21 protein-coding genes are annotated in these 22,288 nt (G+C 72.2%); 15 read left to right on the top strand and 6 right to left on the bottom strand.

Annotated elements, in window-relative coordinates; all coding sequences use genetic code 11:
* Positions 1–195: 195 nt before the first annotated feature.
* Positions 196–1,032: an enoyl-CoA hydratase/isomerase family protein gene (locus tag DT019_RS17105; protein ID WP_114037690.1), complete on the top strand. Its 837-nt coding sequence runs from the start codon at positions 196–198 to the stop codon at positions 1,030–1,032.
* 6 nt (positions 1,033–1,038) lie between these two features.
* Here DT019_RS17105 and DT019_RS17110 read toward each other — a convergent pair whose 3' ends face one another.
* On the bottom strand, positions 1,039–1,956 hold the full coding sequence (locus DT019_RS17110; RefSeq protein ID WP_114037691.1) for an SDR family oxidoreductase: 918 nt from the start codon (positions 1,954–1,956) through the stop codon (positions 1,039–1,041).
* A 184-nt stretch (positions 1,957–2,140) separates the two neighbouring features.
* Here DT019_RS17110 and DT019_RS17115 point away from each other — a divergent pair, with 184 nt between their 5' ends.
* The 10 genes from DT019_RS17115 (at position 2,141) to DT019_RS17160 (ending at position 12,152) form a co-directional block, all read left to right on the top strand.
* Entirely contained in the window at positions 2,141–3,109 is a 969-nt protein-coding gene (locus DT019_RS17115; RefSeq protein ID WP_114037692.1) for an NADPH:quinone oxidoreductase family protein, read from the top strand.
* On the top strand, positions 3,106–4,287 hold the full coding sequence (locus DT019_RS17120) for an acyl-CoA dehydrogenase family protein (protein WP_114037693.1): 1,182 nt from the start codon (positions 3,106–3,108) through the stop codon (positions 4,285–4,287). The genes DT019_RS17115 and DT019_RS17120 overlap by 4 nt, the downstream gene beginning before the upstream one ends.
* A complete protein-coding gene (locus DT019_RS17125) occupies positions 4,284–5,393 on the top strand; it encodes an acyl-CoA dehydrogenase family protein (protein WP_114037694.1) in 1,110 nt (369 codons plus the stop codon). Before DT019_RS17120 ends, DT019_RS17125 begins: the two co-directional genes overlap by 4 nt.
* Positions 5,394–5,575: 182 nt before the next feature.
* Positions 5,576–7,171, top strand: a complete 1,596-nt coding sequence (locus DT019_RS17130) for an ABC transporter substrate-binding protein (protein WP_114037695.1) — start codon at positions 5,576–5,578, stop codon at positions 7,169–7,171.
* 23 nt (positions 7,172–7,194) lie between these two features.
* Positions 7,195–8,160, top strand: a complete 966-nt coding sequence (locus tag DT019_RS17135; protein ID WP_189389703.1) for an ABC transporter permease — start codon at positions 7,195–7,197, stop codon at positions 8,158–8,160.
* Positions 8,153–9,001: an ABC transporter permease gene (locus tag DT019_RS17140; RefSeq protein ID WP_114037696.1), complete on the top strand. Its 849-nt coding sequence runs from the start codon at positions 8,153–8,155 to the stop codon at positions 8,999–9,001. The genes DT019_RS17135 and DT019_RS17140 overlap by 8 nt, the downstream gene beginning before the upstream one ends.
* The gene (locus DT019_RS17145; RefSeq protein WP_114037697.1) at positions 8,998–9,954 is read left to right on the top strand and encodes an ABC transporter ATP-binding protein; all 957 of its coding nucleotides are present in this window, start codon (positions 8,998–9,000) and stop codon (positions 9,952–9,954) included. Before DT019_RS17140 ends, DT019_RS17145 begins: the two co-directional genes overlap by 4 nt.
* Positions 9,947–10,606 carry an ABC transporter ATP-binding protein gene (locus tag DT019_RS17150; protein WP_114037698.1) on the top strand — a complete coding sequence of 220 codons (660 nt, stop codon included), beginning with the start codon at positions 9,947–9,949 and terminating at the stop codon, positions 10,604–10,606. Before DT019_RS17145 ends, DT019_RS17150 begins: the two co-directional genes overlap by 8 nt.
* 179 nt (positions 10,607–10,785) lie before the next feature.
* Positions 10,786–10,980: a hypothetical protein gene (locus tag DT019_RS17155; RefSeq protein ID WP_114037699.1), complete on the top strand. Its 195-nt coding sequence runs from the start codon at positions 10,786–10,788 to the stop codon at positions 10,978–10,980.
* Positions 10,977–12,152, top strand: a complete 1,176-nt coding sequence (locus DT019_RS17160; RefSeq protein ID WP_114037700.1) for a winged helix DNA-binding domain-containing protein — start codon at positions 10,977–10,979, stop codon at positions 12,150–12,152. The genes DT019_RS17155 and DT019_RS17160 overlap by 4 nt, the downstream gene beginning before the upstream one ends.
* 93 nt (positions 12,153–12,245) lie before the next feature.
* Here the strand turns inward: DT019_RS17160 and DT019_RS17165 are convergent, their stop codons facing one another.
* Complete coding sequence (locus DT019_RS17165) at positions 12,246–12,629, bottom strand: DUF779 domain-containing protein (protein WP_114037701.1); 384 nt, start codon at positions 12,627–12,629, stop codon at positions 12,246–12,248.
* 233 nt (positions 12,630–12,862) lie between these two features.
* Between DT019_RS17165 and DT019_RS17170 the strand changes: the two genes are divergently transcribed.
* The gene (locus DT019_RS17170) at positions 12,863–14,365 is read left to right on the top strand and encodes a carotenoid oxygenase family protein (protein ID WP_114037702.1); all 1,503 of its coding nucleotides are present in this window, start codon (positions 12,863–12,865) and stop codon (positions 14,363–14,365) included.
* 6 nt (positions 14,366–14,371) lie between these two features.
* On the opposite strand, the gene DT019_RS17175 is transcribed toward DT019_RS17170, so the two are convergent.
* Entirely contained in the window at positions 14,372–15,769 is a 1,398-nt protein-coding gene (locus tag DT019_RS17175) for an amino acid permease (RefSeq protein ID WP_317617774.1), read from the bottom strand.
* On the opposite strand from DT019_RS17175, the gene DT019_RS40890 reads away from it, so the two are divergent.
* The gene (locus DT019_RS40890; protein WP_317617775.1) at positions 15,657–15,935 is read left to right on the top strand and encodes a hypothetical protein; all 279 of its coding nucleotides are present in this window, start codon (positions 15,657–15,659) and stop codon (positions 15,933–15,935) included. The two genes, DT019_RS17175 and DT019_RS40890, sit on opposite strands and share 113 nt — an antisense overlap.
* 41 nt (positions 15,936–15,976) lie before the next feature.
* Here DT019_RS40890 and DT019_RS17180 read toward each other — a convergent pair whose 3' ends face one another.
* Positions 15,977–16,933: a hypothetical protein gene (locus tag DT019_RS17180; RefSeq protein ID WP_189389705.1), complete on the bottom strand. Its 957-nt coding sequence runs from the start codon at positions 16,931–16,933 to the stop codon at positions 15,977–15,979.
* A 469-nt stretch (positions 16,934–17,402) separates the two neighbouring features.
* Between DT019_RS17180 and DT019_RS17185 the strand changes: the two genes are divergently transcribed.
* Both DT019_RS17185 and DT019_RS17190 read left to right on the top strand, forming a co-directional pair.
* Complete coding sequence (locus DT019_RS17185; RefSeq protein ID WP_317617769.1) at positions 17,403–19,604, top strand: RICIN domain-containing protein; 2,202 nt, start codon at positions 17,403–17,405, stop codon at positions 19,602–19,604.
* A 140-nt stretch (positions 19,605–19,744) separates the two neighbouring features.
* Positions 19,745–21,190 carry a glyceraldehyde-3-phosphate dehydrogenase gene (locus tag DT019_RS17190; RefSeq protein ID WP_114037704.1) on the top strand — a complete coding sequence of 482 codons (1,446 nt, stop codon included), beginning with the start codon at positions 19,745–19,747 and terminating at the stop codon, positions 21,188–21,190.
* A gap of 260 nt (positions 21,191–21,450) precedes the next feature.
* On the opposite strand, the gene DT019_RS39595 is transcribed toward DT019_RS17190, so the two are convergent.
* Together DT019_RS39595 and DT019_RS17195 are read right to left on the bottom strand one after the other, a co-directional pair.
* Entirely contained in the window at positions 21,451–21,606 is a 156-nt protein-coding gene (locus DT019_RS39595) for a DUF6131 family protein (protein WP_189389669.1), read from the bottom strand.
* A gap of 92 nt (positions 21,607–21,698) precedes the next feature.
* Entirely contained in the window at positions 21,699–22,094 is a 396-nt protein-coding gene (locus DT019_RS17195) for a hypothetical protein (RefSeq protein ID WP_223279616.1), read from the bottom strand.
* Positions 22,095–22,288 lie beyond the last annotated feature (194 nt).

Consider the following 22,288-nt stretch of genomic DNA (forward strand, 5'->3'; position numbering starts at 1 on the left):
AGTCTCGCGGTGTTCGGTGTGAGGTGGCGGGGGTAACCGGTGAACGCGGGCCCAACGAAGAGCGAGGGCTTCACGAAGCCCGGGCCCGAGCGTCACCGCCCCGCACCGTCACCCGCCCCAGGGGTGCGCCGCACGCGGAAGTCCCCTAGTCTCGACAGACCTGACGGGTAGTCAGCATAGGGAAGGGGCGCGGTGATGATCGACACCCTGGACCGGCGGGTCGCCGAGGGCGAGGAGCGCATGCGGCTGGAGGTCACCCGTTCCGGCATCGGCGTCCTCACCCTGTGCCGGGCCGACAAGCTGAACGGCTGGAGCTGGGAGTCCAGCCGCCAACTCGGCCTGATGGCGGACCGTATCCGCTTCGACGAGTCGGTCAAGGTCGTCCTGCTGCGGGCCGAGGGACGGGCCTTCTGCGCCGGGATCGACGTCGCCGCGCCCGGCGGCGCCATCACCGGACGCTCCCCGGCCGAACGCACCCACCGCTACTACGAGGGCATCCGCTGGGCCCATGAGCGCTTCGCCGCCTTCGCCCGCCTCCCGCAGCCGGTGATCGCCGCGGTGCAGGGGTACTGCCTCGGCTTCGGCTTCGAGCTCGCGCTGATGGCCGACATCCGCATCGCCGCCGACGACGCCGTCTTTGCGCTGCCGGAGACCGGCATCGGGGTGGCCGTCGACGCCGGAGGCGATCTGCGGATCGCGCGCGACGCGGGCGCGGGCTGGGCCAAGCTGCTTGCTCTGACCGGCCGCCGCATCGACGCGCCGACCGCCGAACGCATCGGCCTGCTCCAACAGGTCGTGTCCCTGGGCGAGTTGGGGGCGGCGGCCGGTGAGGTGGCGGCCGGGATCGCGGCCAACGCGCCCCTGGCCGTGCGCTCCGTCAAGCGCGCGATCGACGCCTTCGCCGACGCGGGTCTCGCCGAGGCGCTCGACCGCACGGCCCTGGCCGCGGCCCTCACCCTCACCTCCGAGGACGCCCGCGAGGGCTACGCCGCCAAGGCCGCCCGGCGCCCCGCGGCCTTCGAGGGGAGGTGAGCCGGGCTACTGCCCGAACGGCCCCCGGCCCAGCTGGTCGCGCACACTGCGCACGGGCGGTGTCACCAAGGCGCGCCGCTGCCAGTTCGCGCCGTCCACCACCAGGGTGTGGCCGCTGATGAAGCGGGCGTAGGGGGAGGCGAGGAAGGTGGCGGCCCAGCCGAGCTCGCGCGGCTCGCCCACCCGCAGAGCGGGCTGGCGCAGGGCCAGTTCGCCGTCGTCCGCGGCCCGGTCGAGGCTCGCGCGGACCGGTTCCGGGAGGTCGGGGTGCGGCATCAGCCCGGGCACCAGCCCGTTGACCTGGATCCCGTACGGGCCCCACTCCACGGCCAGCGTCTCGACCAGATTGCGCACGCCCGCCTTCGCCGCGGCCGAGTGGGCGTGGCCGGGCCCGCCGGTCCAGGCGTACGAGGCGCCGATGCTGATCACCGAGCCGGGGGTGCCGGCCGCCAGATGACGGCGGGCGAACTCGCGGGTCATGAACCATGTGCCGGTCAGGGTGATGTCCAGCACCGCCCGCCAGGCGTTCGGCGACAGGTCCTCGGCCGGAGAGGGGAAGTTGGCGGCCGCGTTGTTGACGAGGACGGCCGGGAGGCCGAGCGTGGATTCGGCCGCGTCGAAGACCTCGGCGATCCGCTCCGGCTCCCGGATGTCGCACACCGCGACCGCCACCCGCCCGCCGAGCCGGGCCAGCTCCTCCGCGGCGGCCCCGAGCCGGTCCGCCGAGCGGCCCACGATCATGAGATCGGCGCCGAGCCGCGCGAACTCGGCCGCCATCGCCTTGCCGAGCCCCGACCCGCCGCCGGTCACCAGGACCACGCTTCCCTCGTACGTGCCGGGCGGCAGCGCGCAGGTGCCCGGCGGGGGAGGGGCGGGCAGCCCGGGGTGCGCGGGACGCGGCGGCTGTGCGGCGGTGTCGTCCATGGCGTCTCTCTACCGGCTGCCACCCGAAACCGCCATGGCCGTGCGGCACCGGCCTCGGGCCCGGAGGGGCCCGGCCGAGGCGAGCCCTTTCCCCTGGGGCAAGCGACCGCTTAGTATGCCTCGGAGCAGTGGAAGGTACTCAGCGGTACGCAGCCGTATCGCGCCCGGCGTGTGGAGGCCCCGAATGCAGGCATGGCGAGTGCACGAGAACGGCGAGCCGGGCGAGGTGATGCGGCTCGAAGACGTGGACCGGCCGGTGCCGGGTGCGGGCCAGGTGCTGCTGCGGGTGCGTGCCGCGAACATCAACTTCCCCGACGCGCTGCTCTGCCGCGGCCAGTACCAGATCCGCCCGCCGCTGCCCTTCACTCCGGGGGTGGAGATCTGCGGCGAGACCGAGGACGGCCGCCGGGTGATCGCCAACCCGGCGCTGCCCCACGGCGGCCTCGCCGAGTACGTCGTCGCCGACGAGGCGGCCCTGCTGCCCGCGCCCGACGCGCTGGACGACGCCGAGGCCGCGGCCCTGCACATCGGCTACCAGACCGGTGTGTTCGGACTGCACCGGCGGGCGCGTCTCCAGGAGGGCGAGACGCTGCTCGTGCACGCCGCCGCCGGGGGAGTGGGCAGCGCGGCCGTGCAACTCGGCAAGGTCGCGGGAGCCCGTGTCATCGGAGTCGTCGGCGGACCCGAAAAGGCCGCGGTGGCACGGGAGTTGGGGTGTGACGTGGTCATCGACCGGCGCGCCGACGACCTCGTGGCCAGGGTGAAGGAGGCCACCGGCGGGCGCGGCGCCGATGTCATCTACGACCCCGTCGGAGGCGACGCGTACGCGAAGTCCGCCAAGTGCGTCGCCTTCGAGGGCCGGATCGTGATCGTCGGCTTCGCGAGCGGATCCGTACCGGCGCCCGCGCTCAACCACGCGCTGGTGAAGAACTACTCGATCGTCGGACTGCACTGGGGGCTGTACGCCCAGAAGGACCCGGCGTCGATCGCGCGCTGCCACGAGCAGCTGACCAAGCTCGCCGCCGAGGGCGCGATCAAGCCGCTCATCAGCGAGCGGGTCCCGCTGAAGGACGCCGCGGCCGCCGTGCAGCGCGTCGCCGACGGCACGACCACCGGCCGGGTGGTCGTCCTGACGGACGGAGCCGACCGATGACCGACGCAGCCGAACTCCGCGCACGGGCCGGCGAGTTGCTCGCCTCTCACCCGCCCGCCACGACCGCGCCCCTCGACTTCCTCAAGGCCCGCTTCGACGCGGGGCTCGCCTGGGTGCACTACCCGGTCGGCCTCGGCGGTCTGGACGTGCCGCGCTCCCTGCAAGCCGTCGTCGACGCCGAGCTCGCCGCCGCCGGAGCGCCCGACAACGACCCCCGCCGCATCGGCATCGGCCTCGGCATGGCAGCTCCGACCGTCCTCAAGTACGGCACCGAGGAGCAGAAACGGCGCTTCCTGCGGCCCCTGTGGGTGGGCGAGGAGGTCTGGTGCCAGCTGTTCAGTGAACCCGGCGCGGGCTCGGACCTCGCGGCGCTCGGGACCCGGGCCGTACGCGACGGGGACGACTGGGTGGTCGACGGGCAGAAGGTGTGGACCTCCAGCGCCCACCTCGCCCGCTGGGCCATCCTCATCGCCCGCACCGACCCCGGCCTGCCCAAGCACCAGGGCATCAGCTACTTCATCTGCGACATGACCGACCCCGGCGTCGAGGTGCGGCCGCTGCGCCAGATCACCGGTGAGGCCGAGTTCAACGAGGTGTTCCTCACCGGCGTGCGCATCCCCGACGCCCACCGGCTCGGGGAGATCGGCGAGGGCTGGAAGGTCGCCCAGACCACCCTCATGAATGAGCGGGTCTCCATCGGCGGCATGCGCATCCCCCGCGAGGGCGGCATGATCGGTCCCGTCGCCCGGACTTGGCGCGAACGGCCCGAGCTGCGCACCCACGACCTGCACCAGCGCCTGCTCACCCTGTGGGTGGAGGCGGAGGTGGCCCGGCTCACCGGTGAGCGGCTGCGCCAGCAGCTCGTCGCGGGCCAGCCCGGCCCCGAGGGCTCGGGCATGAAGCTCGCCTTCGCCCGCCTCAACCAGGAGATCAGTGGGCTGGAGGTCGAACTCCTTGGCCAGGACGGCCTGTTGTACTCGGACTGGACCATGCGCCGTCCCGAACTCGTCGACTTCACCGGCCGGGACGCCGGATACCGCTATCTGCGCTCGAAGGGCAACTCCATCGAGGGCGGCACGAGTGAAGTGCTCCTGAACATCGTCGCCGAACGCGTCCTCGGCCTGCCCGCCGAGCCGCGCAACGACAAGGACGTCGCCTGGAAGGACCTGTCCCGATGACCGCACAGACCGACGAAGCGGCCGCCCCGGACCTGCTGTACTCGGAGGCCGAGGACGACCTCAGGGCCGCCGTGCGGTCCCTGCTGGCCGACCGCACCGACACCCCCTCCGCGCTCGCCCGCGCCGAGTCGGACGCGCCGTACGACCCGGAGCTGTGGCGCTCGCTCGGAGCCGGGATGGGGCTCGCGGGGCTGCTCGTGCCCGAGAAGCTCGGCGGACAGGGCGCCTCGCACCGCGAGGCCGCGGTGGTCCTGGAGGAGATCGGCCGCGCGGTGGCCCCGGTGCCGTACCTGACGAGCTCGGTGGTCGCCACCGAGGTGCTCCTGGCGCTGGACACCGAGACCGAGGAAGTCGCCCGCCTGGTACGGGAGTTGGCGTCCGGCAACCGCACGGCGGCCCTCGCCGTGCCGTTCTCGGCCGGACCGCACACGGTGCGGCTGCCGGGGGCGCTCGCCGGGACCGTCACGGCGGTCGCCGACGCGGCCACCGCCGACGTGCTCCTGGTGCCGACCGAGGAGGGCCTGTACGCCGTCGACGCGAGCGACGCGGCCCTGACCGCGCTCACCCCGCTCGACCTGACCCGGCCGCTGGCCGCCGTGCGCCTCGACGGCGTGGTCGGGACGCCGCTGGCCGGTGCGGAGGCGACGTCCGCGGCCGTGCGCCGGGGTCTGCTCGCCGGGGCCGGACTGCTGGCCTCCGAACAGCTCGGGGTCGCCGAGTGGTGCCTGACCGAGACGGTGACGTACGCCCGCGAACGCAAGCAGTTCAACCGGCCGGTCGGCTCCTTCCAGGCGCTCAAGCACCGGATGGCGCAGCTCTGGCTGGAGGTCGTCTCGGCGCGGGCCGCCGCGCGCAACGCCGCCGACGCGCTCGCCACGGGCAGCCCCGAGGCCCCCCTCGCGGTGGCCGTCGCCCAGGCGTACTGCGCCAAGGTCGCGGTGCACGCCGCGGAGGAGTGTGTGCAGCTGCACGGCGGCATCGGCATGACCTGGGAGCACCCGGCCCACCTCTACCTCAAGCGCGCCAAGTCGGCGCAGACAGCGCTCGGTTCGGCCGGTGAACACCGTGCGGCCCTCGCCGAACTGATCGACCTGCGCGCGCCCTGAGAAGGGGCCGGGCGTCACCCGTCCGGCACCACGGCAGTTGCCCCGCGCCCTCACCGTGAACGGCCCCGGTCCGCGTCCTTCGCGCGGACCGGGGCCGTCGCTTTTGACCACTCCTTTACATGCGGGTTTAATTGCGATTTGTTCGCAATAGCAGTTGATCTTCAGCAAGGGGTGTGGGCCGCATGACCGCCCGTTCCATACGCGCCACGGCCGCCGCGGTACTGGCCGGGGCGCTCGCCGTCGGCACGGCCGCCTGCTCGAACCCGGGCGGCGCCACGGCGGCGGGCGCGGGGAAGGACTCCGCGGTCGTCGGCATCGCGTACGAACCCGAGACGCTCAGCCCGCTGCTCGGCTACGGCAAGGACGGCAACTCCAAGCTCTTCGACGGGCTGCTCACCCTCGACGCGGACATGAAGCCGCGGCCCGCTCTCGCCATCGCGCTGCCCGAGGTCAGCGCGGACCGGCTGACCTACACCTACAAGCTGCGCCAGGGCGTGAAGTTCAGTGACGGCAAGCCGTTCTCCGCCAAGGACGTCGTCTTCACCTACACGAAGATCCTCGACCCGAAGACCAACAACCCGTCCAAGGGTGAGCTCGACGCGGTCAAGTCCGTCGAGGCCAAGGGCGACGACACGGTGGTCTTCACGCTCAAGTACCCCTACGCGCCGTTCGCGCAGCGCACCGTCCTGCCCATCGTCCCCGAACACGTCGCGGCCCAGCAGGACGTCAACTCCGGCGCCTTCTCCAGCGCCCCGGTCGGCACCGGCCCCTACACCCTCACCAAGTGGTCCAAGGGCGAGAAGATCACCTTCGCGGCGAACCCGTCCTACTGGGGCGGCGCGCCCGCCGTGCGCAAGTTCACGATGGCGGTGATCAAGGACGACGACGTGCGCGCGACCCGGCTGCGCGTCGGCGACCTCGACGGCGCGATCCTGCCGCCCAACCTCGCCAAGACGTTCAAGGGCGACCAGGGCAAGAAGACGTACGCGGCCACGACGTACGACTACCGCGACGTCACCCTGCCCACCGGCAACAAGGTCGCCGGGGACACGGCGGTGCGCCGGGCCCTCGACCTGGCCGTCGACCGCCAGGCCATGGTCGACCGCATCCTGGAAGGCGCGGGCAAGCCCGCCTACGGACCGGTGCCCACCGGCAGCGAGTGGTTCGCCGCGGGCACCGAACGCGCCCACGACCTGGCCGGGGCGCGGAAGATCCTGGACGACGCGGGCTGGAAGCCGGGCGCCGACGGCATCCGCGTCAAGGACGGCGTGAAGGCCGCCTTCCCCCTGTGGTACCTCTCCGGCGACAAGCTCCGCCAGGACCACGCCCTCGCCTTCGCCTCCGACGCCAAGAAGGCGGGCATCGCCGTCACCACCCAGTCCGGTACCTGGGAGGTCATCGAACCCCGCATGAAGCAGGACGCGGTCCTGGCCGGCGGCGGCTCACCGGGCGACCCGGACTTCGACCAGTACAACCTGCTCAAGTCCTCGCTCGCGGGCGACGGCTTCAACAACATGGCGTCGTACGCCAACGCCGTCGTCGACACGGCCCTCGACGACGCCCGCAAGAGCGGCGACCGGGCCGCCCGCAAGAACGCGTACGACACCGTCCAGCGCGAGCTCATGAAGAACCCCGGCTACACCTTCCTCACCCACATCGACCACCTGTACGTCGTCAACGACCGCTGGGACGGCCTGTCCACGCAGGTCGAGCCGCACGACCACGGCCTCGCGTCGGGCCCGTGGTGGAACGTCGAGAAGTGGGCCCCGAAGAAGTGAGCCGCCCCCTCGCCTGGGCGGCGATGGGCCGCATGACGGGACGGCGGCTGCTGGCCGCCGTCCCCGTCCTGCTCGCCGTCACCTTCGGCGTCTTCGCGGTCGCCGAAGCGTCCCCCTTCGACCCGGTCAAGGCGTACGCGGGCACCGCGGGACTCACCGCCTCGCAGGCCGACCTGGACCAACTGCGCGCCAACCTCGGTGGGGACCAGCCGCTCGTGCCACGCTGGTGGGACTGGCTGACCTCGGCCCTCTCCGGCGACCTCGGCGACTCAAGTACGCTGCGCCAGCCCGTCGCCGACGTCATCACCGAACGCATCGGCTGGTCCGCCCTTTTGGCCACCGCCGCCTTCGCCGTCGCGATCCTGCTCGGCACCGCGCTCGGTGTGCTCGCCGCGCGCCGCCGCGGCGGCCGGCTCGACCGCTGCGTCAGCTCCGCGGCCTACACCCTCGAAGCCGCCCCCGCCTTCTGGCTCGGGCTGCTCGCCATCTGGTTCTTCGCCCTGAAACTGGGCGCGCTGCCGGCCGGCGGCCTCACCGACACCGCGAGCGACACCCTCACCCCTGGACAGATCGTCAGCCACCTCGTGCTTCCGGCCGGTGTGCTCGGCCTGTCCCAACTGCCCTGGTTCTTCCTGTATGTACGTCAAGGAGTCAGCGACGCGCTGGCGGAGGACCCGGTGCGCGGTGCGCGGGCGCGCGGACTCGCCGAACGCACCGTCCTGGCCGGTCATGCCCTGCGCTCCGGCATGCTCCCCATGCTGACCCTGATCGGGTCCCGCGTCCCGGAACTGATCACCGGCGCGCTCCTCGTCGAGACGGTCTTCAGCTGGCCGGGCATCGCCGCCGCCACCGTGCAGGCCGCGACCTCCGTCGACTTCCCGCTGCTCGCCGCCCTCACGGTGCTCGCGACCGCCGCCGTACTCCTCGGCAACCTCCTCTCCGACCTCCTGTACGGACTCGCCGACCCGAGGGTGGGATTCGATGGCTGATGCGCGCCCCGGCCGCTCCACCCGCACCGTGCGGATACGCGTCTCGGCCGTCATCCTGGCCGTCGTCGTGCTCGCCGTCGTCCTCGTGCCGCCCCTCGCCCAGCTCGACGAACAGGCCGTCGATCTCGCCCAGCGGCTCCAACCCCCGTCCTGGGCGCACCCGTTCGGCACCGACGACGTGGGACGCGACCTGCTGCTCCGCTGCGTGTACGGACTGCGCGTATCGCTCCTCGTGGGCGCCGTCGCCGCGCTCGCCGCCACCCTCATCGGCACCGCGGTCGGCGCGGCGGCCGGAGCCTTCGGCGGCTGGGCCGATCGGGTCCTGATGCGGCTCGTCGACACCTTCTCGTCCGTACCGCATCTGCTGCTCGGCATCTTCGTCGTCGCGATGTTCCGCCCCGGGGTGTGGCCGGTGGTGGTGTCGGTCGCCCTGACGCACTGGCTGTCGACGGCCCGCATCGTGCGCGCCGACATCCTGTCCCTGCGCTCGCGCCCCTACATCGACGCGGCGATCTCGGGCGGCGCCTCCCGATGGCGGGTGACGGTACGTCATCTGCTGCCCGGGGTGTTGCCCCAGGCCGGTCTCGCGGCGGTTCTCATGGTGCCGCACGCCATGTGGCACGAGTCCGCGCTGTCCTTCCTCGGCCTCGGACTGCCCGCCCACCAGGCGAGCCTCGGCAATCTCGTCCAGGGCGCGCGCGGCTCGCTGCTCGCCGGGGACTGGTGGCCCACGCTCTTCCCGGGCCTCCTCCTGATCGTCCCGACCCTCGCCATCGCGGGTCTGGCCGGAGCCTGGCGGGAACGGCTGAGCCCGCGCCGCCGATCGGAGCTGATGCTGTGAGCGCGCACGCGCTGTCGGTGCGGAACCTCACCGTGCGGTTCCGGATGCGGGGCGGTGGACACATCGCCGCCGTCACCGAGGCCTCCTTCGACCTGGCGGCCGGGGAGTGCCTGGCGCTCGTCGGCGAGAGCGGCTGCGGAAAGTCCGTTCTCGCCTCCGCGCTGCTCGGCCTGCTGCCCGCCAACGCCGAGGCGGAGGGCGCCGCCCTGCTCGACGACGGAACCGATCTGCTCACCGCCGACGAGCGGCTGCTCGCCCGCACGGTGCGCGGGCGGCGCATCGGCCTCGTCCCGCAGAGCCCGGCCGCCCACCTCACCCCCGTACGCACCGTACGCAGCCAACTCGAAGAGACAGTAAGGGAGTTGAGGCGCGTGCCGCGCGGCGAGCTGCGCGCCGCGGCACGGGAGGCCGCCGGGCGGGCCGCCTTCCCCGCCGACCACCTCGACCGCTACCCCCACGAACTGTCCGGCGGGCTCGCCCAGCGCGCCGCGACCGCCCTCGCCCTCGTCGGCGACGCACCCGTACTGCTCGCCGACGAACCGACGACCGGCCTCGACCGGGCGCTGGTCGAGCGCACGGCCGACGAACTGCGCCGCACCGTCGACGAGGGCCGCGCCCTGCTGATGATCACGCACGACCTCGCGGCGGCGTCCCGGATCGCGGACCGCGTCGCCGTCATGTACGCGGGCCGCGTCGTCGAACTCGCCGACGCCACCAGGTTCTTCGGCGAGCCGGGTCCGCTGCACCCGTACGCTCGTGGTCTGCTCGATGCCCTGCCGGAACGATCCTTCCTGCCCATCCCCGGCATGCCGCCGGAGCTCGGAGATCTTCCGGCGGGGTGCGCGTTCGCACCCCGCTGCGACCGGGCCGACGCGCTCTGCGGCACCCAGCCGCGGTTCGACGGCCGGGCCGCCTGCCACCACGCCCACGCGGAGGACCCCAGCCGTGCTTGAGCTCAGCAACATCACCGCCGGCTACGAGCGGGGCAAGCCCGTCGTGCGGGACGTGAGCCTGGCCGTGGCCCGCGGCGAGGCGGTCGGCCTGCTCGGCCCGAGCGGCTGCGGCAAATCCACCCTGGCCCGGGTCGCGGCCCTGCTGCACCGGCCCGATAGGGGGACGGTCGTCCTGGACGGCACCACGGTCGTCGACTACCGCCACCGCGCCCCGCGCGCCCTGCGCACCACCGTCGGCGTCGTCTTCCAGTCGCCCCGGCTCTCCGCCGACCCGAGACTGCGGCTGCGCGACGTGATCGCCGAGCCGCTGAAGGCGACCGGCCGACGCATCGAGATCCGCGAGCGGGTCGACGAACTCGCCCACGCGGTCGGCCTCGGCGGCGACCTCCTGAGCCGGGGCGCCCACGAGGTCAGCGACGGCCAGCTCCAACGCGCCTGCCTGGCCCGCGCGCTGGTGCTCCGCCCGCGCCTGCTGATCTGCGACGAGATGACCGCCATGCTGGACGCCTCGACCACGGCCGCCCTCGTCGCGGCGGTGGAGGACTATCGCCGCCAGACCAAGGCGTCCCTGCTGGCCGTCGGCCACGACCACGTGCTCCTCGACCGCTGGTGCGACCGCACCGTCAGCTGGACGGCCCCGCCGACGGCCTGACCCGGCACCCCCGCCGGGCGAGCCGCACCCCGATGCAGGCCCAGCGACCGCGGTACGCCTGAGGGGTCACAGGCAGTCAACACCCGTACGGCGGACATGTCTTGAGCCGGTCCGTGGTGCCTCCTCCGCCACACTGACGCCCGAATGCCGCAATTCCGGCGCGGCGGAGGAGGCTCGTCATGGCTGTTTCGATCTCGGTGGTGCTGTTGCTGCTGGTGCTCGCGGTGATCTTTCTGCGCAGCGGAGGGCTCAAGCCCTCGCACGCGATCGTCTGCGCCCTGCTCGGCTTCTTCCTGGCCGGTACGAGCATGGCCACGACCATCCAGGACGGTCTCAACGCGACGGCGGGTGTGGTCGGTAGCCTCAAGCCATGACCAAGGCCCGCCGGAAGATCACCGCCGAGGAGCGGCGCGCCCGCCTCGGCGCCCGCCATCTGCTCGCCCCCGCAGCCCGGGCCGCCACCCCGGAGGCGGTCGCCGAGGCGGTGCTCGGCCTGCACGCCACCGACCCCGCCTCGGTCTACCTCAGCGTGGCCGCCCGGCTGAGAACCCCGTCCGTGGCGGACCTGGAGCGCGCGCTGTACGAGGACCGGACGCTGGTGCGGATGCTCTGCATGCGGCGCACCATGTTCGTGGTGCCGCGTGAGCTCGCGCCCGTCGTGGACGCGTCGACCGCCCGCGCCGTGGCGGCCCGCGAGCGCAGGAACCTCGTCAAGGTCATTCAGGAGCAGCTCGGCTTCGACGAGCACTGGTTCGCCGCGACCGAGGCCGCGGTCCTGGCCGCCCTGGACCGGCGCGGCGAGGCGACGGCCGCCCAACTGGCTGACGACGTACCCGACTTGAAGTCGCAGATCGTGCAGTCCGAGGGCAAGCCGTACGAGGCCCGGCCCCGCATCACCAGCCGCTTCCTCGGGGTGATGGCCGCCGAGAGCCGCATCCGGCGCGGTCGTCCGCTGGGCACCTGGGCCTCCAGCCAGTACCGCTGGACCGCGGCCGAGCCGCATCCCGAGCTGCCCGTCGACGAGGCCAAGTCCGAGCTCGCCGCCCGGTACCTGGCCGCCTTCGGGCCGGCCACCACCGAGGACGTCAAGTGGTGGACCGGGTGGACTCTCACCGACACCCGCAAGGCGCTGGCCCGCACCGAAGCGGTCGAGGTCGAGCTCGACGAGGGCCCCGGCCACGCCCTGCCCGCCCAGCTGGAAGCGCCCGCCGCGCCCGAACCCTGGGCCGCGCTGCTGCCCGCGCTCGACCCGACCCCGATGGGCTGGCGCCACCGCGACTGGTACCTCGACGTCGACCACGCGTCCGAACTCTTCGACACCAACGGCAACATCGGCCCCAGCGTGTGGTGGTCGGGCCGCATCGTGGGCGGCTGGGCACAGCGACCCGACGGCGAGATCGTCACCGAACTCCTCACGACCACGGGCCTGGGCCGCGAGGCCCGCGCCGCGATCGACGCCGAAGCCGGACGCCTGGCCGCGTTCTTCGACGGCGTCCGCATCAAACCGAGCTTCCGCACGCCTCTGGAGCGGCGCCTCGCCACTTGACCCGCGCCCAACCGGCCGGAGCGGCACGCTGGATAGAGCTCACCGGCACGGGCCCCGCGGGACCGGGGCTGAGGGCGCCTCGCGGCGGTGGGTTCAGATCAGCCGGGACCGGATGAGGAACCGCACCCCTTCCGGCGCCTCCAGCGAGAACCCGCTGCCGCGGCCCTCCACCACGTCGACGATCAGCCGGGTGTGCCGCCACAGCTCGTACTGGCTCGCCGACATCCAGAACGGCACGGACTCCCCGACGCCCGGCACGTCGAGGGAGGCCAGCAGGACGTCCGAGCCGCCGGTGCGGAACTCGCCGTCCGGATAGCACATGGGCGCGCTGCCGTCACAGCAGCCGCCCGACTGGTGGAACATCAAAGGGCCGTGGGCCGCCCGCAGCGTGCGGATCAACTCGGCTGCGGCGGAGGTGAGTTCGACCGCCGGCGCCTCGGGCGTCGGGGCCGGTCCCGGGTGATCGGCGGGCGTCATCGCTCCCTCGCTCCTCCGGTCGCACGACGGCCCCCTGCGGGCCGCGACCGCGCGGATCCGGCAGCCACACCCCACCATGCGGATGGTTGCGAGCCGGTTGCGACCACCCGGAGACGGGGGGCCTGGCACCACCCCCTTCCGGGTCCCAGGCCTCCTGACCGGCCCCCGCCCCCTGCCCCAGGATCGTGAGCGACAGATCCGTACGGCCAGAACGGAAGGCAGGGGGCTCGGAGATGACCGGTCACACTCGGCGGAACGTGCTGCGGGGCACGGCGGCGGTCGCACTGGCGGGAGGGGCCGGGGCGCTGCTGGGCGGGCGGGCCGCCGCGATGGCCCCGGCCGCTTCCGCGACCGCGGGCGGCAGCCCCTTCAGTGAAGGGGCCTTCACGCCGGCGACGCGGGAGCTGACGGCGTTCAGCCTGCCCGTCACCGGCCGCCTCCCGCGCGAACTGAACGGCCGCTATCTGCGCAACGGCCCCAACGCCCTCGGCATCGAGGACCCGCGGGCCCACCACTGGATGATCGGCCCCGGCATGGTGCACGGCGTACGGCTCCGGGACGGCCGCGCCGAGTGGTACCGCAACCGCTGGGTCCGCTCGGCCGCCGTCGCCCAGCAGCTGGGGGAGCCGTACCGGGGCAAGGCGCCCGAGGACGACTTCGCGTGCAACACCCATGTCGTCCCGTACAAGGGCCGCATCCTCGCCCTCCAGGAGGGCGGGCCGCTGCCGTACGAGCTCGACGGCGAGCTCAACACGGTGCGCCCCTACGACTTCCGTGGCACGCACAGCGGTTCCTTCGCCGCGCACACCAAGTACGACGCCCACGCCGACGAGCTGCACGCCATCGCGTACTACCCGACGTGGGACCACGTCCGCCACGTCGTCGTGGACCGCACCGGCAGGGTGACCCGGACGACGAGGATCGCGATGCCCGCGGGCTCGATGGTGCACGACTTCGGGCTCACCGAACGGCACATCGTGGTCATCGACATCCCCATCTCCTTCGACGCCGAGGCGGCCCGCAACGGCGCGATCGTCCCCTATGTGTGGGACGAGCATCACACGGCGCGGGTGGGGGTGATGCCGCGCGCGGGCGGCCCGGTCCGCTGGTTCGAGGTGGACCCCGTCTACTACTCGCACACGCTCAACGCCTACGACGAGGGCGCGACGGTGGTCATGGACCTCACCACCTACCCGGCCCCGTTCTTCGTGGCCGGGCGCGGCTCGGGCGGCCCCGCCGCGACCGGCACGCCCGCCCTGGACCGCTGGACGATCGACCTGCAGCACGGCCGCGTCCACCAGCGTCGGATCGACGACCGCCCCCAGGAGTTCCCCCGCGTCAACGAGGCGATGGTCTCCAGGCGCCACCGCTACGGCTACTCGGCGGCCGCCGCCGAGTTCTTCGCCGCGTACGAGTCGGTCGACGGTGTCCCGCCGGACCGGGCGTTCAGCAGCGCCCTGATCAAGCAGGACCTGCTGCGCGGCACCTCCCAGGTGCACCGGCTGCCGAAGGCGGCGGCCGCGGGCGAGGCCGTGTTCGTGCCGCGGGCGGCGGGCGACCGCCACGCGGCCGAGGACGACGGGTACGCGCTCGCCTACGTCCACAACCCCGAGCGCGGCGCGAGCGACCTGGTGATCCTGGACGCCCGGGACTTCACCGCCGCGCCGGTCGCCCGCGTCCATCTGCCGGGCCGGGTACCCCTTGGTTTCCACGGCAGTTGGGTGCCCGACGCCTGAGCCGGGTCAGATGAGGTCCATCGCCGCCACCTCGTCCGGGCTGCCGTAGCTGACCGGCCCCTGGAAGCGCCGGCGGGCGGTGGCGAACCACCAGACGGTGGCGATGAGCAGGACCACACCGAGCGCGATCGGGGCGTAGTTGAAGTTGTCGGTGGTGATGGGGGAGACCTGGGGCAGCATGAACAGGACGCTGCTCAGCACGATCCAGATCACGGCGACGGCCGCGACCGGCCTGCCGTAGCGCCCCAGGTTCCACGGGCCGGGCTCGAAGTCGTTCAGGCGCAGCCGCAGGAAGATGGGCACGCCGTACGCCAGGTAGAGGCCGACGACGTTGACGCTGACGATGGCGGTGAAGGCGGTGTGCGACCACCAGCCCGGAACGATCAGGACCAGCGCGCAGCCCGCGGCCAGCCATACCGCCTTCACGGGGGTGCGGGTGCGCAGCGACACCGAGTGCCACCAGTGCGATCCCGGCATCGCCCCGTCGCGCGAGAAGGCGAAGATCTGGCGGGTGTTGCTGGTCATGTTGGCCAGCCCGCAGAACAGCATGGCGCCGATCACGATCAGCAGGAGCAGCTTGGCGGTGCCCATGCCCAGCGCGTCGACGAGGATCTGCACCGGCGGCGCCGCCGCGCCGATCTCGCCCGCGTAGTCACGGATGGCGTACACCAGGGCGAGCATGAGGACGAGACCGGCGAGCGCCGAGTAGACGATCGCGCGCATGATGCCCTTGGGCGTGTTGACGGTGGCCTTCACCGTCTCCTCGGACATGTGGAAGCTGCCGTCGAAGCCGGTGAACGTCCAGCTCGTGACCAGCAGGCCGAGCATCGAAGCGTACAGCCCGTTGTCGAAGCCGGTGCTGTTGACGAAGTGCGTCGCGTACGAGAGCGACTGGTGGGAGGAGGGCTTCACGGTCAGGGCGACGACGATCACCACCATGCCGATCAGGAGCCACCACACGGAGATCCGGTTCACCACGGCGACCAGCTGGACGGTGTAGGTGTTGGCGAGCGCCTGGACCAGGAGGATCGCGGTGGCGATGCCGACCGTCTGCTGCGGGGTGGCCTCGTAGGAGGGCCACTGCATCGCGAGGAAGGCCTGGATGAAGGTGGCGGCGGCGTAGTTGGTCGCGGCGGTGCCGCCGACCTGGCCGACGAAGTTCAGCCATCCCGTGTACCAGGACCAGGCGCCGCGGTGGCGCTTGGCGAGCTTGCCCGCGGAGAAGTACAGCGCGCCGCTGGTCGGGTAGGCGGAGGCGATTTCACCCATCGCGGCGCCCACGAACAGCACCATGACCGAGACACCGATCCAGCCGAAGACGAGAATGCGCGGACCGCCCGCGCCCATTCCGAATCCGAATGCGGAAAAGATTCCGGAAATGATGTTGATGATGGTGAAGGATATGGCGAAATTGTCGAAGGCGTGGAATCTGCGGGTGAGTTTCCGCGGATATCCCATCGCGTGCAGCGTGGCATCGTCGTCGAATGCCGCGGGGGTTTCCCGGGGTCGGCTCGGTGAACGGGTGTGGGACGTGCGCTGGGACACAGTGGCAACCTTTCCTTGGGGGTGAAAAGACGCGTAGGTCGCGCGGATGGGCGGAGGCGATCGTGGTCAGGCCGGTGCGGGAGTCGGCAGCCCGCAGGACCGCCTCGCCCTGGTCAGCTGTTCGCCGGGGTCGCCGAACACGCTCCAGGGCATGCGCGAGGCGTAGGGGCCCATGGCCGTGAGGACCTCACGTGCCTCGAATTCACGCCCGGCCATGTACAGAGCATGTGCCAGATACGCCAGGTCGAGGACCGGGGTGAACCGGTAACTCGCCGTCTGGGGAAACCAGTTGTGATAAATGCCGAGCGTGGTCGTCGCCCATTGCGGCTGCTGCCAGGTCTGGTCCGCCAGGAGCGCGTTCGGGTCGTAGTCCTCGACGAGCGCGACCAGCGGCAGCAGCCGCAGCGCGGAGGTGGCGGGCGCCCGGTGGCTGAGGAAGGAGGCCACGTCCCAGCGGGCGCTGGCCGAACCGCCGTGCCGCGTGAAGAAGCAGGCCAGAAAGCGGTGGTGGGCCTCGCGGTGCCAGGGGTCGAGGCGCAGGACATGGGCGAACATCTGCCACGGGCCCGGCGGCGCGGTCAGCAGTCCTCTGGGCGCGGGGTCGCGGGGGCCCTGGATCCGGGCCAGGGCGAGCTGGGCGACCCACGGGGTCGGGTCCTGGGGCAGCAGCCGGGCCGCGCGCACGCAGGCCGCCTGGGCTATCCGCAGCAGGGCGTCCGCGCGCGGGTCGCCGGCGTCGGCCGTGCGCAGGGCGCGGATCATCGCCACGCGCGCGCCCAACAGGGCCGCCTCCGGGCCGGGTTCCTCGGCCATCCAGCGCTCCGCCAGGTCCGAGTCCGCGGCCTCCGAGGCCAGCACTAGCGAGCGGTGGGCCCGCACCTCGAAGTCCCCGCGTGCCTCTTTGAGGACGTTGTGGGCGCCCAGGTAGCGCCCCGCCCGCACGTCCGTGCAGGCGCGGGCCAGCTCGCGATCGTCGGCCGCCGGATGCCACACGTAGTGTCCCTCGAACGAGCCGGCAGCCACGATCCTCTCCCCGTCCCCGCAGACGACACCCTGCGCCCTACGAATTCCAGCCATGCGGAATTCCGCCGGAGCCCGAGCTCTTCCGCAGGTTCACCGACAGCGACCCACACCTTACTCATCCTTTAGGGCTGTCGAAACTCGCCGCCCGGAATATCTGGTTCCGTGCCTTTTAGGGATGTGGTTCCTGTCCGTGAATCCCCGGGCTTCGGCGTGGGTTTCCGGTGGCGCATTCCCGCCGTAGTGGCGGGCGCCTATGTATTCGGCATATTCGGGGCCGAAGGTCCACGCGGCGGCCGGACACCCTGCGTGGGCCCTGTGCGGCGGCCGCGACAAAAGTCCAAGGCCGGTCGACGGATGTCCGTGGACGGTGCGCCGCGCGGTGCACAGACTGCCCAGCACGCGGTCGGCCACGCCGCCGGCGAGCGCGTCACCGCTCCCGCACGCGGGGGCCGTCACCGAAGGAGCGCCCGTGTCCTCCCCCACCCTCAGAGCAGTCGCCGCCGTCGGCGCCGCGGTGCTGGCACTGGCCGGGGCCGTCGCGCCGCCCGCGGCGGCCACGTCGCCCGGCGCGACGTACACCGTCAGCGTCGGATCCCCCGTGCCGTACGCGCACCCGACGGACACCCCCGCCTCGACCTACGTCGACAAGGACGGCACGTTCTACTTCCAGCAGTCCGCCGCCCTGTACGGGGCGAAGGACCCCCGCTACTGGGACTTCTTCACCGGCACCGACATGGACAGCGCCACGCGCTCGGGGGCGATCAGCGACGCGGTGAACCCCGCCAACCCCGACGACCGGAACAACGACACGACCTGGCGCTGCAACAACAGCCCGACCGGCCTGGAGGCGACCTACGCCGTGGGCAACGCGGGCTACTCGCAGAAGAACTACTGCGACCTGTCGGGGGTATGGGTCGACCCGGACACCGGTGACTGGTACGGGCTGGTGCACAACGAGTTCACCCCGGCGCCCTTCGGCGACGGCATCCACTTCGACGCGATCGACTACGCGGTGTCCCGGGACCAGGGCCGTACCTGGACCATCAAGGACCACGCGATCACCTCGCCGTACAGCACGAAGCGCGGCGACACCGCGCAGTTCCCCCACGAGACGTACTCCTACGGCGACGGCGACCAGCGGCTGTTCGTCGACACCGCCTCGGGCTACTTCTACGTGTACTACGGCTCGCGGATCGTCGCGAAGGGCGGCAACTGGCAGGACAGCCTCGCTCATGTGGCACGGGCGCCGATCTCCTCGAAGATGGCCCGGGGCTCCTGGCAGAAGTGGTACGACGGCCACTGGTCGCAGCCGGGCGTGGGCGGCCTGGAGAGCAACATGGTGCCGGTCGACGCCTCCAGCTCCACCGGGTACACGCCGGTCGCGGGCGACTACGACCCGGCCAACGCGGGCACCGTGAGCCAGCAGATCGCGGCCGGTCAACTGCCCACGAAATCCCCCCTGTTCGTCATGAACATCACCTACAACGCCTACCTCGGGCTGTACATCGGAGAGCCCGAGGCGGTGAACGGGACGGCGCCGCAGCGCTTCTACGCCACCGACGACCTCGCCAGCCAGAAGTGGCGCCTCATCGGCGACACCGGCGGCTACACCAACAACTCCTGGTACCGCTGGTTCCTCGACGGCGCCAACCGCACCAACTCCACCATCGTGGGCAAGACCTTCCGCTCGTACTGCTCCATCGACTGCCAGGGCGGCGCCTCCGGCGAGTACGTGGACGTCACGGTGGGCTCCTCCGCTCCGGCCGCGCCCCCCGTCGACGTCACCAAGTCCTACCGGATCGCCAGCGCGCAGGGCCGGGTGCTGGCGCAGGTCGCCGGAGGATCGTCGACGACCTCGGGCGCGGCGACCGGATCCGCCCTGGAATCCTGGGTGTTCACCGGCAACGGCGACGGCTCCTACCGCATCGCCAACGCCTCCACCGGCCAGCTCCTGGGTGTGCCCGCGACCTCCAGGGCGGGCCGCGCCTGGGGCGCGAAGCCGACGCTGAGCGCCGTTGGTGCCGGCGGGGCCACGGTCGGCCAGCAGTGGTTCGTCGTGCCGGTGGCCGCCACCGGATCCTTCCGTCTGGTCAACCGCTACAGCGGCCTGGTAATCGGCCTGTCCGCGCGGTCCGACCGGTTCGCCGAGACCACCCCGACCCGCACCTGGACGGACACCACCGGCAGCACGGTCGGCGGATCCCGCAGCGCAGCCGAGCAGACCCTGACCCTCACCCCCACCGGCTCCGCGAGCGGCGGCTCCCTCGACGGCACCCACACGCTGGTGGCCTCGGGCCAGGCCTTCGACGATCCCGGCCACTCGACGGCCCAGGGCACCCAGCTCATCACCTGGAGCCCCAACGGGGGCGGCAACCAGAACTGGGTCTTCACCCGCCAGCCCGACGGCGCCTACCAGATCGTGAACGGCGAGTCGAAGCTGTGCGTCGACGTCAGCGACGGCTCCACCGCGGCCGGGGCCAAGGTGATCCAGTGGGCCTGCACCGGCGGCGCCAACCAGCGCTGGACGGTCACCGCCCTGCCCCAGGGCGGCTACACGATCGCGTCCCGGGCCGGCGGGCTGCTGCTCACGGCGGCCTCCGCGGCCGACGGAGCGCTCGTCACCGAGCAGCCCGACACCGGCTCCGCGCTCCAGCACTGGGCCATCGGCTGAAGGAGGCCGGAGCCGGTCGTCACCCCAGCGGGGTGCGGCGACCGGCCCCGGCCCCGCCGGGCAGGGGGAGGACACCACGTGAATGATCAAAATCGAGGGGGGTTAGCATATGAGCGCCGCCTAGCTCGAAAGATGAACCTGTGACTGTCAATGACGACTCGTTCACCAACTGGAAGAACCGCGAGGAGATCGCGGAGTCGATGATCCCCCTCATCGGGAAGCTGCACCGCGAGCGGGACGTCACGGTCCTGCTGCACAGCCGCTCCTTGGTGAACAAGTCGGTGGTCAGCCTTCTGAAGACCCACCGATTCGCCCGCCAGATAGCCGGCGAGGAGCTCTCGGTCACCGAGACGCTGCCCTTCCTTCAGGCTCTGACCACCCTCGATCTCGGCCCCTCCCAGATCGACATCGGCATGCTCGCCGCGACGTACAAGGCGGACGACCGCGGCCTGTCGGTGGAGGAGTTCACCGCCGGCGCCGTCGTCGGCGCCACCGGGGCGAACAAGATCGAGCGCCGTGAGGGCCGCGACGTCGTCCTGTACGGCTTCGGCCGCATCGGCCGGCTCGTCGCCCGCCTCCTCATCGAGAAGGCCGGCTCCGGCAACGGCCTGCGTCTTCGCGCCATCGTCGTGCGCGGCGGCGGCGAGGCCGACCTCGTCAAGCGCGCCTCGCTGCTGCGGCGCGACTCCATCCACGGCCAGTTCCAGGGCACCATCACGGTGGACGAGGCGACGAGCACGATCGTCGCCAACGGCAACACCATCAAGGTGATCTACGCGAACGACCCGTCCGAGGTCGACTACACGGCGTACGGCATCAAGGACGCCATCCTCATCGACAACACCGGCAAGTGGCGCGACCGCGAGGGGCTGTCGAAGCACCTGCGCCCCGGCATCGACAAGGTCGTCCTGACCGCTCCGGGCAAGGGCGACGTCCCCAACATCGTCCACGGCGTCAACCACGACACCATCAAGCCGGACGAGCAGATCCTGTCCTGCGCCTCGTGCACCACCAACGCGATCGTCCCGCCGCTGAAGGCCATGGACGACGAGTACGGGGTGCTGCGCGGTCACGTGGAGACCGTCCACTCGTTCACCAACGACCAGAACCTGCTGGACAACTACCACAAGGCCGACCGCCGCGGCCGCTCCGCGCCGCTGAACATGGTCATCACCGAGACCGGTGCCGCCTCCGCCGTCGCCAAGGCGCTGCCGGACCTCAAGGCCCCGATCACCGGCAGCTCGATCCGTGTTCCGGTCCCGGACGTCTCGATCGCCATCCTCAGCCTGCGCCTGGGCCGCGAGACCACCCGCGAGGAGGTCCTCGACTACCTCCGCGACGTCTCGCTGCACTCGCCGCTCAAGCGCCAGATCGACTTCACCACCGCGCCCGACGCCGTCTCGATGGACTTCGTCGGCTCGCGCCACTCCTCGATCGTCGACGCCGGCGCGACGAAGGTCGACGGCGACAACGCGATCCTCTACCTCTGGTACGACAACGAGTTCGGCTACTCCTGCCAGGTCATCCGCGTCGTCCAGCACGTGTCCGGGGTCGAGTACCCCACGTACCCGGTGCCGGTGCTCTGACCAGGCCGACCCACTGACCTGGAGGGCGACCGGATGTGAGGGCATCCGGTCGCCCTCCGGCCGTCCCGGGGCCCGGCCCGCGCGGCGGGCTTCATGCCCCGATGAATCCCGGCAACCCGGCCGCGAGGCCTTGATGGTCCTCGCCCTCCTGTGAGGCTGGGGCCGGGGCGGTGGCACAGGCGTACGGCCCGGCGCAGGGCGTGCGGGGGCCGGGGCCGGACTCCGACGGTCCCGGGCTGACGGGTCGTCAGGCGGCCCCGTTACCAGTAGTGCCGCCGTCCGCCCACGGCGTGCCCGACCGACCCCAGGAGCCACAGGATGGCGCCGATGACCAGCAGGATGATGCCGATGGTCCACAGGATGGAAATACCGGCCACGTAGCCGACGACGAGCAGGATGATTCCGAGGACGATCATGATGTCCTCCGATCTCGCGAAGGGTCCAGCTCCTGGTTCAAGAGTAGATCCGTGTTCCTCCCGGTGGACCGCCGAGCCCGGCCGGGTCCCCGTCAGGCGCTGGTCGTCAACCTGAGCTGGACGTCGACTTCCTGGTCGCCGGCGACGCGGCCCGCGGTCTCGACGGCGAAGGCCTCCGCCAGGGCCCGGCGCAGCCGGTCCACCGCGACCGGCCCGCCCTGCAGCTCGGCCGTGACGGGCCCGGCCAGCAGCACCCCGGGCACCTGGTCCGGGGCGTGGTCGGCGACGAAGCTACCGGTCCAGGCGTCGGGCCGCGGCCCTCCGCGCCGGCCGGGCACGGCGTCGGCGCGGTCGGAGGCGAAGCACGTGGCCAGCACCCCGAAGACCGCGTCCGCGTCGGCCGCGGAGCACTCGCCGAGCATGACCTGCACCAGATCCGGGGAGTCGGCGCCGCTGCCCGGGGTGGCGGAGGGGGAGGAGTCGTTCACGGTGTTCTCCGTACGTCGGTGGGAAGGGCTCTGCCCGGAAGGGCGCGCGCCCGCCTGGTCGGCTCGGCGGTAGGCAGCACCGCCGACGAAGCCGCCCGGGCGCGCGGCCGATGGCTTCCCCCAGGTACCCGCCATCGGAGCGGACACGCAACCAGGGACCGCCCGATGGAGGACAGGAACGTCCGGCCTCGGCC

Origin of the sequence: Streptomyces sp. SDr-06 (assembly GCF_003324565.1) — a bacterium.
In the GTDB taxonomy this organism is placed as follows: domain Bacteria; phylum Actinomycetota; class Actinomycetes; order Streptomycetales; family Streptomycetaceae; genus Streptomyces.